Annotated in this window: 17 protein-coding genes and 1 pseudogene; 14 read left to right on the forward strand and 4 right to left on the reverse strand. The window is 43.4% G+C overall.

Going from position 1 to position 17,259, the window contains the following annotated elements; genetic code table 11:
* Positions 1–39 precede the first annotated feature (39 nt).
* From ACXAEO_RS09765 to ACXAEO_RS09775, 3 genes are all read left to right on the forward strand, one after another.
* Positions 40–1,374, forward strand: a complete 1,335-nt coding sequence (locus tag ACXAEO_RS09765; protein ID WP_474880315.1) for a polysaccharide biosynthesis protein — start codon at positions 40–42, stop codon at positions 1,372–1,374.
* A 155-nt stretch (positions 1,375–1,529) separates the two neighbouring features.
* Positions 1,530–1,796 (forward strand): hypothetical protein, encoded by a 267-nt coding sequence (locus ACXAEO_RS09770; protein WP_474880318.1) that lies wholly within the window; start codon positions 1,530–1,532, stop codon positions 1,794–1,796.
* A gap of 134 nt (positions 1,797–1,930) precedes the next feature.
* Positions 1,931–2,440, forward strand: coding sequence for a peroxiredoxin family protein (locus tag ACXAEO_RS09775; protein ID WP_474880319.1), 510 nt, complete (start codon positions 1,931–1,933; stop codon positions 2,438–2,440).
* Positions 2,441–2,536: 96 nt separating this feature from the next.
* Here ACXAEO_RS09775 and ACXAEO_RS09780 read toward each other — a convergent pair whose 3' ends face one another.
* Positions 2,537–2,884: a helix-turn-helix domain-containing protein gene (locus tag ACXAEO_RS09780; protein WP_474880321.1), complete on the reverse strand. Its 348-nt coding sequence runs from the start codon at positions 2,882–2,884 to the stop codon at positions 2,537–2,539.
* A 196-nt stretch (positions 2,885–3,080) separates the two neighbouring features.
* Between ACXAEO_RS09780 and ACXAEO_RS09785 the strand changes: the two genes are divergently transcribed.
* From ACXAEO_RS09785 to ACXAEO_RS09795, 3 genes are all read left to right on the forward strand, one after another.
* Entirely contained in the window at positions 3,081–4,091 is a 1,011-nt protein-coding gene (locus ACXAEO_RS09785) for an asparaginase (protein WP_474880325.1), read from the forward strand.
* 4 nt (positions 4,092–4,095) lie between these two features.
* Positions 4,096–5,523: an aspartate ammonia-lyase gene (gene aspA / locus ACXAEO_RS09790; protein WP_474880328.1), complete on the forward strand. Its 1,428-nt coding sequence runs from the start codon at positions 4,096–4,098 to the stop codon at positions 5,521–5,523.
* 253 nt (positions 5,524–5,776) lie between these two features.
* Complete coding sequence (locus ACXAEO_RS09795; RefSeq protein ID WP_474880331.1) at positions 5,777–7,093, forward strand: NAD-dependent malic enzyme; 1,317 nt, start codon at positions 5,777–5,779, stop codon at positions 7,091–7,093.
* 42 nt (positions 7,094–7,135) lie between these two features.
* Here the strand turns inward: ACXAEO_RS09795 and ACXAEO_RS09800 are convergent, their stop codons facing one another.
* Positions 7,136–7,804, reverse strand: a complete 669-nt coding sequence (locus tag ACXAEO_RS09800) for a haloacid dehalogenase type II (RefSeq protein WP_474880334.1) — start codon at positions 7,802–7,804, stop codon at positions 7,136–7,138.
* Positions 7,805–7,879: 75 nt separating this feature from the next.
* The gene (locus tag ACXAEO_RS09805; RefSeq protein ID WP_474880336.1) at positions 7,880–8,962 is read right to left on the reverse strand and encodes an FAD-dependent oxidoreductase; all 1,083 of its coding nucleotides are present in this window, start codon (positions 8,960–8,962) and stop codon (positions 7,880–7,882) included.
* A gap of 646 nt (positions 8,963–9,608) precedes the next feature.
* Between ACXAEO_RS09805 and ACXAEO_RS09810 the strand changes: the two genes are divergently transcribed.
* The 6 genes and pseudogenes from ACXAEO_RS09810 to ACXAEO_RS09835 form a co-directional block, all read left to right on the forward strand.
* Complete coding sequence (locus ACXAEO_RS09810; protein ID WP_474884072.1) at positions 9,609–10,142, forward strand: methyl-accepting chemotaxis protein; 534 nt, start codon at positions 9,609–9,611, stop codon at positions 10,140–10,142.
* A gap of 433 nt (positions 10,143–10,575) precedes the next feature.
* Positions 10,576–10,833, forward strand: coding sequence for a stage VI sporulation protein F (locus tag ACXAEO_RS09815; RefSeq protein ID WP_474880339.1), 258 nt, complete (start codon positions 10,576–10,578; stop codon positions 10,831–10,833).
* Positions 10,834–11,178: 345 nt separating this feature from the next.
* Positions 11,179–11,985: an SGNH/GDSL hydrolase family protein gene (locus ACXAEO_RS09820; protein WP_474880340.1), complete on the forward strand. Its 807-nt coding sequence runs from the start codon at positions 11,179–11,181 to the stop codon at positions 11,983–11,985.
* Positions 11,978–12,895, forward strand: a complete 918-nt coding sequence (locus ACXAEO_RS09825) for an ABC transporter ATP-binding protein (RefSeq protein ID WP_474880342.1) — start codon at positions 11,978–11,980, stop codon at positions 12,893–12,895. The genes ACXAEO_RS09820 and ACXAEO_RS09825 overlap by 8 nt, the downstream gene beginning before the upstream one ends.
* Positions 12,888–13,868, forward strand: a complete 981-nt coding sequence (locus ACXAEO_RS09830; protein WP_474880344.1) for an ABC transporter permease — start codon at positions 12,888–12,890, stop codon at positions 13,866–13,868. The genes ACXAEO_RS09825 and ACXAEO_RS09830 overlap by 8 nt, the downstream gene beginning before the upstream one ends.
* Positions 13,869–13,937: 69 nt before the next feature.
* Positions 13,938–14,141: pseudogene (locus ACXAEO_RS09835) on the forward strand (MFS transporter); the annotation flags it as partial.
* A 58-nt stretch (positions 14,142–14,199) separates the two neighbouring features.
* On the opposite strand, the gene ACXAEO_RS09840 reads toward ACXAEO_RS09835, so the two are convergent.
* On the reverse strand, positions 14,200–14,781 hold the full coding sequence (locus tag ACXAEO_RS09840; RefSeq protein ID WP_474880347.1) for a CDP-alcohol phosphatidyltransferase family protein: 582 nt from the start codon (positions 14,779–14,781) through the stop codon (positions 14,200–14,202).
* A gap of 234 nt (positions 14,782–15,015) precedes the next feature.
* Between ACXAEO_RS09840 and ACXAEO_RS09845 the strand changes: the two genes are divergently transcribed.
* Both ACXAEO_RS09845 and ACXAEO_RS09850 read left to right on the forward strand, forming a co-directional pair.
* A complete protein-coding gene (locus ACXAEO_RS09845) occupies positions 15,016–15,666 on the forward strand; it encodes a TVP38/TMEM64 family protein (protein WP_474880349.1) in 651 nt (216 codons plus the stop codon).
* Positions 15,667–15,698: 32 nt separating this feature from the next.
* Positions 15,699–17,129 carry a dihydrolipoyl dehydrogenase family protein gene (locus ACXAEO_RS09850; protein ID WP_474880352.1) on the forward strand — a complete coding sequence of 477 codons (1,431 nt, stop codon included), beginning with the start codon at positions 15,699–15,701 and terminating at the stop codon, positions 17,127–17,129.
* The last annotated feature ends 130 nt before the right edge of the window (positions 17,130–17,259 follow it).

A 17,259-nucleotide genomic window follows, 5' to 3' on the forward strand; every position in this document is an offset into this window, starting at 1 on the left:
ATATGAAAGAAAGGATATGATGATAGAGGAGTTTGACGCATGAACACTTTTTTAAAGGGAACGTTCATTTTAGCCGGAGCCGCTTTTGTGTCAGAGTTGGTGGAGTTTTTAGTGAACATGGTATTGGCCCGGGAACTTGGGAAAGAAGGGATGGGCATTTACATGTCCATTTTGCCGACGATTTTTTTGATTGTGACCATTGCGAATTTGGAGTTACCCGTCTCGGTTTCGAAATTTTTGACAGAGCACGACCGCAAGGAGCACCGGCATATGCTTGGGCATGCGCTTTCGTTCGTGACGATGCTTGCTGCGGTGTTGATGGTGATCGGGTTATTTTTATTTCCCTACATCCCAATCTTTCATGAACATCACCCACTGATTAAATGGGTCGTCATCGGATTTATTCCGATTATTTCATATTCGGCTGTGCTGCGTGGCTACTTTATGGGGGTCCATCATATGTCAGCCATTGCCGTCTCCAACTTCATTCGAAAAGCGATTCAGTTGACCATTTTATTTGTCTTATTTCAAGCCTTTCATTTCGTCACAACGGAAGTGGCCTTGTTTGCGGCGATTTGCACTCTTATTGCGAGCGAAGGAGTCGTTCTTTTATATTTACTTGTCATCTATGTGTTGCAGCTGCATCGCATTCCGAAAACGAATCATCACGAAATGAATGCAAAAGATGTGCGCCGAAAATTATTATCGGTGTCGCTTCCGACCACGGGTCTGCGCATTTTCAATTCCGTCGCCAATGCCATTCAGCCGTTTTTAATTAAAAAGGCACTTGTTTTGTCAGGATTGACGGCAAGTCTTGCCAATCAGCACTTCGGGTTAATGGCAGGAGTGGCGATGTCGATTGGCTTTTTTCCGGCCTTTTTCGCCCATTCACTGCTTGTCGCTCTTATTCCATCCGTTTCAGAAGCGTACGCGAAGCAAGACACGGAAAAATTGCAGCAATTGCTTCAGCAATCGATGCAGCTCACCTTTTTATATGGATTGCCAGCGATTATCATTATGTACGTGTTCGCAGAACCGCTCACGAATTTGTTTTTCCGTTCACCAGAAGCGGTCTTTTACGTCCACGCCTTATGGCCGTACTTTTTGTTTCATTTTTTTGCCGTCCCGCTTCAAGCGTATTTAATTGGGCTAGGTTTAGTGAAAGACGCCTTGTACCATACGGTCTGGTCCCATATTATTTCATTTTCCATGATTTATTATTTTGGCTCTCAAAACGGCTTTGGGATGGTCGGTGTCATTATGGGGATGAACACGGGTATTTTATTGTTAATGTTGCTTCATTATGTAACCATTTGCCAGGCGATTGGTGTGTCTTATTTTTTAATGAGACGAAAAAATCCTCAGTGGAAATGACCTTTCACAAATTTGACAAAGTGAAAGGTTCTTTTTTTGCTTTTCTAGGTAAAAAGAAAGGTCGTCTTATCGATTTCGTACATATAGTAGTAATAATCGAAAATCAAACAACAATTATGGCGACTTGTACAATAGGACGAATGGAGGGGATAAGCATGAAAATGGGTCTTTTTTGCGGAATTTTAATGTCTTTATTTATGATAACGCTTTCACAGTCGGTAGGCGATTATATGTGGCTCGTTCTTGTCAGCGGAGGGGGCGGAGCTGGGGCTCTCGGGCTTTCAGCGATGCTTGCGGCATGGCAAAAACAAGAGGAGAAAAATGAACGTGCAGTGTGGATGTCCAATCTTTTTTTCTTTTCACTTCCGAATTTGGCGGAGCTTGTACGGGATGGTTTTTCCTTTAAGAAAGACACTAAATGAACAGGCCGGGGATGCTTTTACGAGCAAGCATTCTCGGTATTCTTTCTTTTTTGTAAGATACGTTACATATATTTTTTTAAGCACACGATAATATAAAAGTGTTTCATCATTACATATACAAGGAGGAAAAAAGCATGGCTAATTTTAAACTAGGCGACAACATTCCAACTTTTACGTTACCATCTGTGTCTGGTGAGCAATTTTCATTAGAGGCACATCAAAGTGAGCATCAAAAATGGCATCTCATTATCTTTTTTAGAGGATCATGGTGCCCGGTTTGTGTTCAGGACTTGAAGGAACTAGAAGAGAGCAAGAGCTTCTTTGAAGGGAAAAATGTGCATATCATTACCATTTCAACAGACAAGCTCGATAGCTTAAAAGAAATGGCGCAAGAGCATCAGCTTTCTTTCCCAGTATTGGCGGATGAAGAATTGACGGCGTTAAAAGCTTTCGATGTGTTTTATCACGGAGAAGATGCGCCTTATGAAGACCATGGTGCGCACGGGGAACCAGCTTATTTCCTTGTCGATGAAAAAGGTCGTTTGCTTTACCAGCAAAAGCAGACAAGCCCGTTCGGACGTCCGAGTGCGACGGAGCTGCGAAAAGTTGTTCAATACATTGGGAAAAATTTAAAATCAAATTAATATCTTTGCGGTGTTACGGCAATGAACAAGGAGATGGGCCCAAACTTTATTTGGGTCGGTCTCCTTGTTGCGTTTTTGGAAGCGGGCAGCTCTCGACTACTCATTCTCTATTGCCCGCTTTGCGCGAATGAAAGCGATAAATTGCCGAACTTCCTCCGATGAAAGTGGGATTCCGTCAATGGACCACTGTTCTGCCTCGTTTTCGGTAATTTCGACCACATCGGGAGATGCAGTGAAAACCGCCGGATCGTCTGTTCTGCCAATCAGGTAGTCGATGGACGTGTCGAATAAGTCGGCCATGAGCTTCATCGCTTCTAATGAAGGGCGGCGGTAACCAGATTCATATCCGGCATATGTACTTTTGGCAATTCCAAGCTGATCAGCGACATCTTGGAGAGACCATTTTTTCTGTTTGCGCAAGGCAGTTAATCTACTTAAAATCATCGTTCAACGCTCCTTTACTCGAAGTTATTATAACATCATCTGAAAATAAAATGTACGCGTATTGAATAATATTTTCTTGATTTCTGCTCGTTTCGTGACTATAATAACGGTGGAAAGTACGCGAAAAGCGTATGTTACATAGGAATGTTTCGACTCATAATATAGGACAACGCTGTTTTTATCAGGAGGGGAATGAATGAAAAAGCTGCTGCTGCTTACAACTGGCGGAACGATTGCTTCTGTACAAGGGGAAAATGGTCTCTCTCCCGGAGTGGACGTAGATGAGCTTTTACGTCACGTAAAGGGACTGAATGAGAGCTATACCGTTGATGCAATTTCATTAATGAACATTGACAGTACAAATATGCAGCCAGAACATTGGGTTCAGATGGCTGAGATGATTTATAAAGAGTATAATCACTATGATGGGTTTGTAATTACCCATGGGACAGATACGATGGCGTATACGTCAGCGGCTCTTTCTTACATGCTGCAAAATGTGGGGAAGCCGGTTGTCGTGACAGGTTCTCAAATTCCGATCATCTATCAGAAAACAGATGCGAAGAAAAACGTGTCCGATGCGATTCGGTTTGCATGTGAAGGGCCTGGCGGTGTCTATGTCGTGTTTGACGGCAGAGTCATTCAAGGAACGAGAGCGATTAAGCTAAGAACGAAAAGCTATGATGCATTTGAAAGCATTAATTATCCTTATATTGCCTCGATTACAGATGAGCGTATTGAGTATAATAAGCCAGTTAATCGTGAACCTGAACAACCGATTGAGTTAAATACTGCCCTTTGCACAGATGTGTTTTTAATGAAGCTCTATCCGGGAATGAAGCCAGAACTGTTCGACCACTTAAAAGGTTTATACCGGGGAATTGTCATTGAAAGCTACGGAAGCGGAGGTGTTCCGTTTCAAGGAAGAGACATTTTAACGAAGCTAAATGAGCTGACGGCAAGCGGCGTTTCTGTCGTGATTACGACTCAATGTTTAGAAGAAGGGGAAGATATGACTATCTATGAGGTGGGGCGAAAAGTAGATCAAAGCATCATTATTCGCTCGCGAAATATGAACACCGAAGCAATCGTCCCTAAATTAATGTGGGTGCTTGGTCAAACGAACAGTCCACAAGAGGCAAAAAAGATGATGGAAACTCCAATTGCCGATGATATAACGATTCAATATGATGAAGAAAGCAGGTGACACCATGGAACAAACAAAAGCATACCGCTTAGAAAAAGATTTCCTTGGTGAAAAGGAAATTGACGCAAATGCATACTACGGAATTCAAACACTCCGAGCAGTAGAAAACTTCCCGATTACAGGGTATAAGCTGCATGAAGAAATGATTAAAGCAGTGGCAATGGTGAAAAAGGCGGCAGCTCTTGCCAATATGGATGTAAAACGTCTGTATGAAGGAATTGGTGAAGCGATTGTTCAAGCGTCAGACGAGATCATTGCAGGGCAATGGCATGAACATTTTATCGTGGACCCGATTCAAGGGGGAGCGGGCACATCCATTAACATGAATGCGAATGAAGTCATTGCAAATCGTGCACTTGAGCTGATGGGACATTCAAAAGGCGATTACGCTCATGCGAGCCCGAACAGTCATGTGAATATGTCGCAATCGACGAATGACGTTTTTCCAACTGCGATTCACATTTCTACGTTGAACTTAGTCGAAAAGCTGCTTGAAACGATGACAAGCATGCTAAAAGTGTTTAAAGAAAAAGCGCAACAGTTTGACCATGTCATTAAAATGGGGCGAACTCATCTTCAAGATGCGGTGCCGATTCGTCTAGGTCAAGAATTTGAAGCGTACAGCCGAGTGGTGGAACGTGATATTAAACGAATTTCGCAAACACGAGCTCATTTATACGAAGTGAACATGGGGGCAACGGCAGTCGGGACAGGCTTAAATGCAGACCCGCGCTATATTGAAAATGTGGTGAAGCATCTTGCTGATATTAGCGGTTTGCCGCTTGTTGGCGCAGACCATCTTGTAGATGCTACGCAAAATACAGATGCGTATACAGAAGTATCTGCTGCATTGAAAGTCTGTATGATTAACATGTCTAAAATTGCGAACGATTTGCGCCTAATGGCATCAGGTCCACGCGCGGGGCTTGGGGAAATCGTCCTTCCTGCCCGTCAACCAGGCTCTTCCATTATGCCGGGGAAAGTCAATCCGGTTATGCCTGAACTTATTAATCAGGTTGCTTTTCAAGTCATCGGAAATGACCATACGATTTGTTTAGCATCCGAAGCAGGGCAGCTTGAATTGAACGTAATGGAGCCAGTGCTCGTCTTTAACCTTCTTCAATCGCTCAGCATTATGAACAATGCGTTCCGCAGCTTTACAGACCATTGTTTAGCGGGGATTGAAGCGAATGAAGATCGCATGAAAGAATATGTGGAAAAAAGTGTTGGCATTATTACGGCTGTCAATCCGCATCTTGGTTATGAAGCGGTGGCGCGTATTGCACGTGAAGCGATTTTGACGGGAAAATCGGTGCGCGAGCTTTGCCTTCAGTATGATGTTTTAACAGAAGAAGAGTTAGATTTAATTTTAAATCCATATGAAATGACAAACCCCGGCATCGCAGGCAATGCCCTTTTTGACCGGTTATAAGGATAAGGTGTAGGGCCCGTCATTGAGTCATCATGACGGGCTTTTTCAAAAAAAAGCAAGGCGTTGGCTCATGTCGCAGTACGTTTCTGCAAGCATGGAAAAAAAGTTATTGTCCGTTACGGAAAGATTATTGAGTGGAAACGCTTTATTTAAAAGCGCTGACATTGTAAAATGGACAAGGATGTTTTTTTAGTAAAAGATGGTTTTGCCTGAACGACCAGCAACGATGAAAAGTATTTGGAGGAATTTAGTTATGATTAATAAACATATCATTCGAACATTGCTTGTACAAACTCCATCCTCTCCAGGAAATTTAGGGAAAGTAGCTACAGCTATCGGGCTTGCCGGCGGAGACATCGGTGAGATTGAAACGGTGCAAGTGGGCGCCAACTATACGAAGCGCAGCATTACCGTGCAAGTCGAGAATGAAGAAAAGTTGGCCGCTTTATTGGAAGCGATTCATAGTCTTGGTGGCGGCATTCGCTTACATACGGTATCAGATGACGTTCTTCGTGCCCATGAAGGCGGGAAGATTCAGATGAAAAGTAAAATGCCGATTCAATCGCTTGCTGATTTAAGACGCGTGTACACTCCAGGCGTAGCAAACGTTTGCCGTGTGATCGAGAAAGAGCCGGAAAAGGCGAAAATTTATACGAATATTAGCAATACCGTTGCGATTGTGACGGATGGAACGGCGATTCTTGGTTTAGGTGATATCGGTCCAGTTGCAGGTATGCCGGTAATGGAAGGGAAGGCTGCGTTATTTGACCAGCTTGCTGGCATTAATGGTATTCCAATTTTATTAAATACAAAAGATCCGGATGAAATTGTGCAAACGGTTAAAAACATTGCACCTGGATTTGGCGGCATTTTGCTTGAAGATATTGGTTCGCCGCATTGCTTTGAAGTAGAAGAGCGTCTAAAGCGCGACTTGCCCATTCCGGTTATGCATGACGACCAGCACGGAACAGCGGTGGTGACGCTTGCGGCGGTGCTGTCAGCTTGTAAAAGTGCAGGTGTGAACTTAGAAACGGCAACGGTTGGCCAAATTGGTCTCGGAGCGGCGGGTCTAGCCATTTGCCGTATGTTTATGGCTTACGGTGTTCCAAATGTGTTTGGAGCGGACAAATCAGCGGATGCGAAGGAGCGTTTGAAAGGCTATGGCGGCACGCCTGTTGAAAGCCTTGAAGAGCTAATGGAGAAATCTGATATTGTCATTGCAACAACAGGCGTTCCTGGCCTTATTAAAAAAGAGTGGGTACGTGAAGGGCAAATCATTTTAGCGTTATCAAATCCAAAGCCGGAAATTGAACCAGAAGAGGCGCTGCAAGCTGGAGCGGCTTATGCGGCAGACGGCCGTTCGGTCAACAATGTGCTTGGATTCCCAGGCATTTTCCGCGGGGTGCTGAATGCAGGCTCACGCAACATTACGCACGAAATGCTTGTAGCCGCAGCGCAAGCTATTGCAGAAGAAACAAAACCTGGTGATTTAGTTCCACATCCATTGGATTTAACGGTTCACGAAAAAGTGGCCGCTGCGGTAGAGCGAGCGGTTTATCAATCTCAATAATGACCATAAGAGAAGAGACGGGCAGTGCCCAGTCTCTTTTTTTTATTTCGCCCATTGTAAAATTCCGGTCAAATCGCTATAGATGTGATTAGGCGTTACATTTAATTGTTCGACAGGCAAGCCGCCGCGATTAATCCAAGCGGTTTGAAACCCAAACTGTGTGGCACCGGAGATATCCCAGCCGTTTGAAGACATAAACAATACTTCCTCTTTTTTTAAGCCGAGCGTGTCAAGAGCGTGCTGATACGAAGCGGGCACAGGCTTATATTGTTTAATGTCATCAACACTAATGAGATGATGGAAAAATGGAGCAAGCCCAGACTGCGTAATAAGAGGATCAAGCATATCATGTGATCCGTTCGAAAAAACCGCCAATGTTTTGCCCGAAAGCTGTTTTAATACATCAGGGACTTCTGGAAACGGCGTTAAGTGCAAATACGCTTCTAACAGCTGTGTTTCATTTTGTTCGCTTAATGACACGCCATTTTCCGCGGCGGCATAGCGAAGAGCGTCCTTCGTGACATGATGAAAGGTTTCATATGTACCCATTAGCTGTCGTAAAAACGAATATTCAACCTGTTTTTTGCGCCACGATTGACTCAGCGCTTCTCCTTTTCCAGTATATAATCGTTCACATTCTTCTTTCACAGAATGGACATCAAACAGTGTCCCATATACATCAAATACAAAAGCTTTAATCGGTGTACTCATATATCATACTCCTTTATCGTTTCTGTTGTTCTCTTTCCATATATAGCCGACAAACACTTGTTTGAAACCAATGGTCTATTGTTGATAGTTCGCCATGAATCGTTTGTCAATAAAGTGCTTAATGGTCCACGGTAGCCGTCCGTGCATAATCCATGTTCCATAGCTCAGCAACCCTTCATGATCGCCGGTTGATAAAATCGATAAAAACCGTTTTTGCGGCTGAAATGGACGAAGCGGTTCTCCGGCAAGAAACTTTTTCATGTTTTCCCAGAGCACAGGCCCTTGTCTCACCGCATACACCCCGTTTTTCGGAAGCGAAGGGAAGGCTTGCATCGTCACACAGTCGCCCGCTCCAAACATGTTGGGATACTCAATGCTTTGCAGGCAATCGTTCACCGTTAAAAAGCCGGAGCGATCATGCGCGATGTTCGCTTGTTGAAAAAGCGGAGAAGCAGCAGGTCCTGTTAACGAAAGAACGCCAGAATGCGGCAAATTGCGTCCGCTGTTGGTCCAAACGGTTTGTTCGTCCATTCGCTCGACCGTTTCATTTTCGTAGTAAATAAGCCCGTTTTTGGAAGCGATGTGTTTCAGTTTAGCGGAAGCAGCCTTCCCGTATGAAGCAAGTAGCGGAGAGCTGCTAATTAATGTCACATTTTGGTCAAGTTGCTGTTTCTTGCGCCATGAAAGAATCGAAAGGGCAAGCTCAACTCCCGATGCCCCGCCGCCAACGATGACTGGATGGGAGGAGGCGCGAAAGGAGCGAATGCTGTCTGCAAAATGAAAGTTCGGTTTAATGTTTAATACATACGGTTTAAAAGCGTCTGGAACGTTCATTTGCGAGCCAATATCAAAGGAAATAGCGTCGTAATGGAACGTCATTCCGCCTGAGGTTACAAGTTCCCGGCTCGCAGGCTGTATGTTGACAACTAAGTCTTCCACAAATTCTGCTCCTGCCTTGGCACATAGCTTTCGTAAATCAGCTCGAATCTGTTCTTCTGTATAAAGACCTTCTGTAAATCCAGAGAACATGCCGGAATAATATTGAAAAGCAGAAGGGGAAATGAGGATCACGCGGTACGCTGAAGTCATTTCCTGTGAAAGCTGGCGGATACAGTGTAAATGAGCGTGACCGCCGCCAATGAGTATAATCGTTTTCATCTGTTGTTCTCCTTCAATGACGTTGTTCGAGTATGGTAATCGATGTGCTTGTTTTTCTCATTGTATAGAAAAATTAAAGCGAGCTCTACCAATATGCCCTTTGGCAAAAATTTTAAGGAGAGCCGGCGTTTTACACGAAACAATTCGCTCAAACTATCCGATATGTTAAGTAGGTGCTCTGTATAGCGTTTCAACAAGCAATCATTTCTTAAGACCCAACGTGAAAACGCAAGGAAGAGAAGAAAGAAAAACCTTGCTGATGAAAGTTGCTTCTATTATAACAGTGATTGAACATGGATACTGTAAGGTTGCTTACAGCTCATGATGGAATTGCTATCGTAAAATGAGGATTATACATCTTGTGAAAGAGGAAAGGGCTATGCCGAATGTTAAAGGCGAACCTCTATAAAAAACAGTAGGAGAATATGAGACCATGAGAAATGCAACGATGGACAAAGTGTTAAAAGCGAAAAAAACAATGGATGTTCAAAAACATGAAATGAATGCCTTTCTTGAGAATGCCGAACAAATTGTAGATGCTTCAAAAGAATTGTCAGCATTGTCTGGCGTGATTAACATGGGGATTAGCGAAGCAGCCGTTCATTCGGAAAGCGGAAAGGCTTCAATGAATGAATTAATGAAAGAGATGGACGGCATTCAAGAATCTTCTGTTCATTTAATGAACAAGGTAGAAAAGTTGTCAAACTTATCGAGTGAATTGGTGAAAATGATTCAATCACTGCAAAACATTTCAAGGCAGACGAATCTTTTAGCCCTTAATGCTTCTATTGAAGCAGCTCGTGCTGGAGCAGCTGGAAGAGGTTTTGATGTAGTAGCAAAAGAAATTCGAAAGCTGTCTGAAGAAAGCGCAGAGGCAACGAAACAAGCCCAAACATCTATTAGCTCTATTTTAGGAGAAATTGATGAAATTAAGACGACGACTCAACTGGAAAATAAACAAACGGATTCTGGGATTCAGCGGGCAAAGGAAACGGAGCAACTGTTCTCGCTTATTCGTCAATCAGTTGAAGGGGTAGCGACACAAAAAGAAGAACTTGGCCAAGTGACAAGCAAGATCGAAAAAATGAGCCGAGAGGCAAACAGCTTAAGCCTCTCAATCTCAAAAAACCGTGAAATTATCGCGGAAGGATTAGAAGTATCCATAGATGCACGTAATTAACCAGCCATAAAATCACAGGCGGGACAATTAATAAGACGTAAGGAGCCGGTCCAAGCCGATTCACGGTTGTCCGCATCCCATGCATACAACAGGAGCGTTTAGTATAAAGGTCCACCCTGCCACCGCCGCCGTTATTCGTTCGGAAAGCGTCCAGTTTGGAAAAAAGACGGAAAGGATAACCAAAAACGCGGCGAGTAAGATGACGGCCCAGCTTTCTTTTTTATTTGGAACCACTATTTTTTCTTGATACAAACGCAAATTATCTGCCGGTGCAGCTGCCTGTTTTTCTAGTAGCTTTTTTGAAAGTCGCTGCTCGAAAAGAGGTCGTTTTTCTCAAGGCAGGCAGCCGCTTTTCGAGATATCCGACTATACAACATGTACTTCTCTTGCATACGATGCTACATGCACGATGTGTGGAAAGGGGGAAGACAGGTTGTTAAATCGATTTTTTCAAAATATGGAGAAGAAAACAGGCGTGAAAATGGATGAGGTCGTTAAGCTTGCTGAATCATTGCAACGTGCCAATCTGCAAGATGAAAAAACATTGCGGCAAGTAATCCAAAAAGTGTCCCGTCTTGCAAATAAGCCCGTTTCAAAAGAAAAAGAAGAGAGAATTATTCAAGCCGTTTTAAATAATAAAGTACCGAAAGATTTATCGAACATCACAAACATGATGGACGACAAAAAATAGACGAGATTCTTTCTAGGGAAGACCGCGTACTGGCTGAGATGAAGCAAGGAAGTTTAAGGAGAAAAACTAAATGTTGGAAAGGAAACGGTCATACCTGAAAAAGGGGAATATGGTCGTTTTTTTATTTGTGACACATTTAATGAGACAAGTTTCTTTCTTTTTCGACCGGATACGATTAAGATATGAATAGATTGATAGTCTGTTGTAAGGAAGATTACAGTAAGCTGTCATTTTTCGGTGTATACTCACTCTGTTCATACAGGGCAGGGTGTTTACAGGCAAGCGGAACGGGAATAGAAAAATCGGTTCCTTTTGCTTGATTATGTGTATGGAAAGGATGATACCGTGAAAGGCAAGACCGTTAATTTTATTGCCATTCTTTCTGTTTTGGCAGGCGGATTATGGCTCATTGGATTAGGGTGGACGATGAACGACCAGTTTTTTAGCAAACCGTCCGCTGAAAAAGCAGACTCTCCGTCATCAGCAGTGGAAACGGCGGAAGAAACAGAAGGATTTCGTATCGTCGCACTTGGCGATTCATTGACGAGAGGAACAGGGGACCAGTCTGGAAAAGGCTATGTCGGCTACTTAGTGGACGAGCTGGAAAACAAAACAGACGAACCGATTGTTTTATCCAATCTTGCGATCAAAGGACAGCGCGCGCCTCAACTTGCCAAACAGCTTCAAGAGCCGGAAATTCAACGGCAAATTCAGCAAGCTGACGTGATTGTCATGACAATCGGAGGAAACGATTTATTTCAAAGCGGTGAAATACTGGACAGTTTGTCAGAAGAAACGATTAACGAAGTGAAAGCAAGTTATTTGGAAACGCTCAATGAAATTTTCCGAGACGTCCGCGCATTGAATTCAGAGGCTGTTGTGTTTCATATCGGGCTTTACGATCCGTTCAATGACCTTGAGGATGCCAAAACAACATCTAAAATTGTGCGAGAGTGGAATTTTGACTCAGCTGAAGCAGCGGCCGCTTATGAAAAGATCGTATCTGTTCCGACGTACGATTTGTTTGAACTTCATGTGAACGATTATTTGTACAGCGACAAATTCCATCCAAATGCAGATGGCTATGTGCTCATTGCAGACCGCGTGTCGTCTCTTATTACATTTAGCGAGGAGGCGGACAACGGTGAATAACTCGAATAAAACGCTGGTCGTCCAAGACTTGCGAAAGAAAATTGGAAAAAAAGAAATTATTAAAGGTTTATCGTTTGAATTGAAAGAAGGGGAAGTGTTCGGCTTTTTAGGGCCAAACGGTGCAGGGAAAACGACGACGATTCGGATGCTTGTTGGACTCATTAAGCCGACAGCCGGCCATATTTATCTTGGCGGCCATGATTTGCAGAAAGAATTTTCAAAAGCGATTCGAAACATCGGCTGCATCGTCGAAAATCCAGAGCTGTATCCGTATTTGAGCGGATGGGAAAATCTCGAATATTTTTGGCGGATGGTTCCAGATGTTCCGAAAGAACGAATTCAAGAAGTCGTTGAGCTTGTCGGACTTCAAAACCGTATTCATGACCGAGTGAGCACATATTCATTAGGGATGCGCCAGCGCCTCGGAATTGCTCAAGCATTAATCGGCAAGCCGAAAGTGTTAATTTTGGACGAGCCGACAAATGGGCTTGACCCAGTTGGAATTCGAGAGATGCGGGAATTTATTCGTTTTCTTGCTGAAAAAGAAGGGCTGAGTGTTCTTGTGTCCTCGCATTTGCTTAGTGAAATCCAGCTGATGTGCGACCGAGTGGCTATCGTTTCAAAAGGAAGCATTATCCGCATTGATTCAGTTGAGACCCTTTTAGCCGAACAAGAACGGGTTCTTTGGAAAGTCGAGCCGCTCGAAAAAGGAAGAGAGCTGCTAGAGAAAGAAACGACTGTGCTCGGTGAAAAAGAAGGCATGTTAGTGACGCATTATGAGAAAGACAACATTTCTTTATGGAATGAAAAACTCGTGCAAGCAGGCGTGAAGGTGAGCGAAATTCAAACAAAGCTTCCGACACTGGAAGACTTGTTCATTGAGCTGACCGGAGGTGAGACGATTGATTAACTTAGTTTATAATGAAATGCTGAAAATTGTTCGAAAAAAACGGTTATTTATTATTATTGCGATTATTGCCGTTCTTGTGTCGCTCTTTACATATGCGCAAATGAAGGAACTGAAATCGTTGCAAGAACAGCTCGGAACGACGGACTGGCGTACTCAGCTTCAACAAGAAATTATCGATACGCAAAACCGTCTCAGTTCAAGTGGGATATCCGAGGAATGGCAAAAATATTTAAAAATTCGTTTAAGCCAGCAACAATACTACTTAGACAATGACATTAATCCAACGGCTCCAGGTGCGCCGACATTTATGCGGATGTTCATCGAAAACTCGATTGACTTGCTGCTGCCGTTAATGGTGATGGTCGTCGCGGCGGACCTTGTCTCTTCGGAAGCGAGCGGCGGGACGATTAAGCTCTTGCTCTCAAGGCCAATTAAACGGTGGAAAATTTTATTGAGTAAATATATTGCGCTCATTTTATCGATTTCCTTTATTACGTTGGCCATCGGGCTATTGTCTTACTTAATCTCTGGTTTGGTACTCGGATACGGAGGATGGACAATGCCAGTGCTGACGGGCTTCATCGTTCAAGGAGAAGAACTTATAACCGACAATGTTCATTTAGTTGATCAATGGCAATACATTTTAATGGAGCTAGGGCTTGTATGGTTTGTGGCCATCGTTGTCGGGACACTGACTTTTATGTTGTCCGTTTTAATGAGAAGTACCGCAGCTGTTATGGGTGTGATGCTAGCGGCCTTAATTTCCGGTGCGATTTTAGCTAATATGGTTTCTTCATGGGAATCGGCTAAATATTTCTTTATGGTGAATTTACGACTGACGGATTATATAAGAGGAATGGCGCCACCGATTGACGGGATGACTCTTGGTTTTTCAATGAGTGTCCTTGCTGTATGGGCGGCTGTCGGGCTGTTTATTTCGTTTTTTGTGTTTACGAAAAGGGATATTTATTAAGCTCATTTAAAAAGACGACGAAAAAGTTCTTTTTTCGTCGTCTTTTTTTACGTTTGCGAATCGGAAATAACGATGTCAGGCTGGTTATCTGATTGTTTTGACAACAGATGGCTTTTATTTTGGTATTACGGTTTAAGAGGGGGATCGCTTGTGTTGCTTCCATTTGCTTTAGCGGAAGGCTCGTTCGTGTTACTTCTTGTGTTTGCCGTCTTTTACGGCTTAGATTGGATTGCGACTGTCCCGCCGACAATCGGCATTTCAAGGCAAGTATTCTCGTTTGTTTCATCACAAGGGAGCAAAAAGGAACATGGAATAGGCCCCATGTTCCTTTTTACGTTAACAATTTTTTTGCTTCCCGCAATCGCTGGAATGTTGTAAATAGCTCAGCGGCGAGAAACAGTAGCGTTAGCGCCGTTAAATAGTCGGAAAAAATAATCATGAGGCTAAATAAAATAAAGCCTTCTGTTCGTTCTGCCAGTCCTGCCTGATAGTAAAAGGATTTGACTCCTTGTTTTTCAGATACAGCTCCGACGGTGAGGAAGATGGTCATCGCATAAATAATCGAGACGCTGAGTAAAAGAAGTGCCCACATTGAGTCTGGAAAGCGAAAGGCCAATCCGAGGATGACGCTAATTTCGACAAGTCGGTCAAAGCTAATATCAAGTAACGTACCCCAGGAAGACGGCTTTGTTTTGCGAGCCATCGTTCCGTCCACAGCATCAAGGAATCCTGATAGCCACAGCATATACACCGCCCAAAAAGGATGATCAAAGTAAATCAGCAATCCGGAAGAACTTCCGATGATAAAGGCAAGGAATGTGACGTGGTTGGCACGTAAGCCCATTTTTAACAGCACATCCGCCGCGCGTTCAATGTTTGGCTGTACATATTTTCTTGCATGTGTATCTAACATATTTCTCACCTTCCGTTTACGGTATATTCCCATTCTATAATAACGTTAAAACCGTCGTATGTAATGCTTCTTACATTATTAATGGGACAATCTCCTTTTTTCGCATAAAGTGATGGGATGTAAGATGCCTTACATCACATCAAAGGTAAAAGCTTTATAATACAAATTAACTTAAGTTGCTTTTAACCGTCTAAAAAGAGCAAATTTGAATGGAAAGTGAAGTGAGGCAAAGAGATGAACAAAGTAAACAACAAGATAAAGGCAGCGATTCTTCTCGCCTTTGTCGTACTAGCAGTTTGGTTCAGCCGATCGTATTTACAATTTGACACACATGACATTCGTGACTGGATTTTATCATTTGGATGGCTTTCACCCGTGGTCTATATTGTTCTTTATACTGTACGTCCGCTTATTTTCTTCCCAGCCTCGGTTTTGTCAATTGCAGGAGGGCTGGCGTTTGGGGCGATGATGGGGACGGTTTATACCATTATCGGAGCAACGCTCGGTGCGGTCGTTTCCTTTATGGCAGCCAGAAAGCTTGGGAAAAATATCGCCAACAAGGAATGGAAAGGAAACGCTCAAAAAATTCAGACACAGATGGAGGAAAACGGTTTTCTTTATGTGTTACTGTTCCGCTTCATTCCTGTATTGAATTTTGATTTAATCAGCTATTTAGCTGGAGTATCGAAAGTTCGCTTATCCGCTTTCTTTTTCGGGACATTGATTGGGATTATCCCTGGGACATTCGCCTATAATTTTTTAGGCAGCAGCATCATTAGCGGCAATCCAGCGATGATCGGAGCGGCGGTCGCGGTCTTTGCCCTTTTAACCATTATTCCGATTTTCATACGAAAGCGATTGAATAAAACGAAAGATGTCGGGTAATAGAGTAAGATATTAGTTGAAGCGAGGGAGAAATGATGAAAAAATATGATGTAATTGTGATTGGCGGCGGTGCCGGAGGTTTAACGGTAGCGGCAGGTGCGGCCAGTCTTGGAGCGAAGGTAGCTTTAATTGAAAAAAATAAAGAACTCGGCGGAGATTGTCTCCATTACGGATGCGTTCCATCTAAGGCGCTCATCACCGCGGCAAAAGAGGTTCATCACGCTTTTACAACGGCGCGTCAATTTGGTTTAAACATGGAGGGGAAAGCCAATATTGCTGATGCGATGAACCGGGTGAAGGAGGCGATTGCCCACATTCAAGAACATGATAGTAAAGAGCGATTTGAAAAGCTTGGTGTTGATCTTTATGAGGGGAAAGGGTCTTTTCAGAACAAACACCATGTTCAAATTGACCAAAAAGAAACAATCGAAGGGAAGCGAATCGTTATTGCGACAGGTTCAAGACCGAACATCCCTCCGATTGAAGGCATTCGTGAGGCAGGCTTTTTAACAAATGAAACGATTTTTCAAGTAAAAGAAGCACCGAAGCGTCTCCTCGTTGTCGGCGGCGGTCCGATTGGTCTTGAAATGGCGCAGTCGTTTGCTCGTTTCGGTTCAAAAGTGACTGTCGTAGAATCGAATCCGACGATTTTCGGGCGTGAAGATGAAGAACTAATTCCGATTATATTAGAAGAACTCGAAAAAGAACTGACATTCCGCTTTAATGCCTTAACGAAAAAAGTAGAAGTTAGACAAAATGAAAAAGTCGTGACGATTGAACAAAATGGCCAGCTAGAAGAAATAGTCGTAGATGAAATTTTGCTGTCGGCAGGAAGAACGCCAAATACGGATCAATTACAGTTAGACCAAATTGGCGTTCAGCATAACAAAGGCCATATTGTCGTCAATGACTATTTACAGACAACCGTGCCTCATATTTATGCGATTGGCGATACGAATGGCCAATTTCCGTTCACGCATGCGGCAGGGATGGAAGGAAAAGTGGCCGTCCGAAATGCGGTATTTGGTATAAAAGGAAAAGTGAACTATGACCACGTGCCGTGGGTGACGTACACCGAGCCAGAAGTGTTCCATCTTGGCATGACAGAAAAAGAAGCGCGCGAAAAAGCAGGAGACGACATTCAAGTGTTTAAAGTGAATGTTAGAGATGTTGACCGCTTCGTGGCAGACCGTGATGACAAAGGGCTTGTGAAAGTCATTACAAATAAAAAGGGCGTGATCCTTGGTGCTCATGCGGTTGGGAAAAATGCAGGAGATTGGATGCAGGAAATCGTATTTGCGAAAGCGCACGGCCATAAAATCGGCGATATTTCAAATGTAATTCATCCATATCCGACACACGGAGCGGCTGTCCAGCAAGCAGCAGACCAATATTGGCGCAAAAAGCTGTTTGACGGCTGGATTCCAACGCTCGCCAAAAAATACATTCAGTGGTTTAGGTGAACTAACGTAACGAGTTTGGATGGGGATAAGGCACCCGTCTAAACTCGTTATGCATATGTGAAAATCTTTGAGAGCACATTCAAGATGGTAGAACGGTGTAAAACCGAATAGACCATGATAAGATGGAAGA

Source organism: Bacillus sp. ABA4_010 (assembly GCF_056159105.1).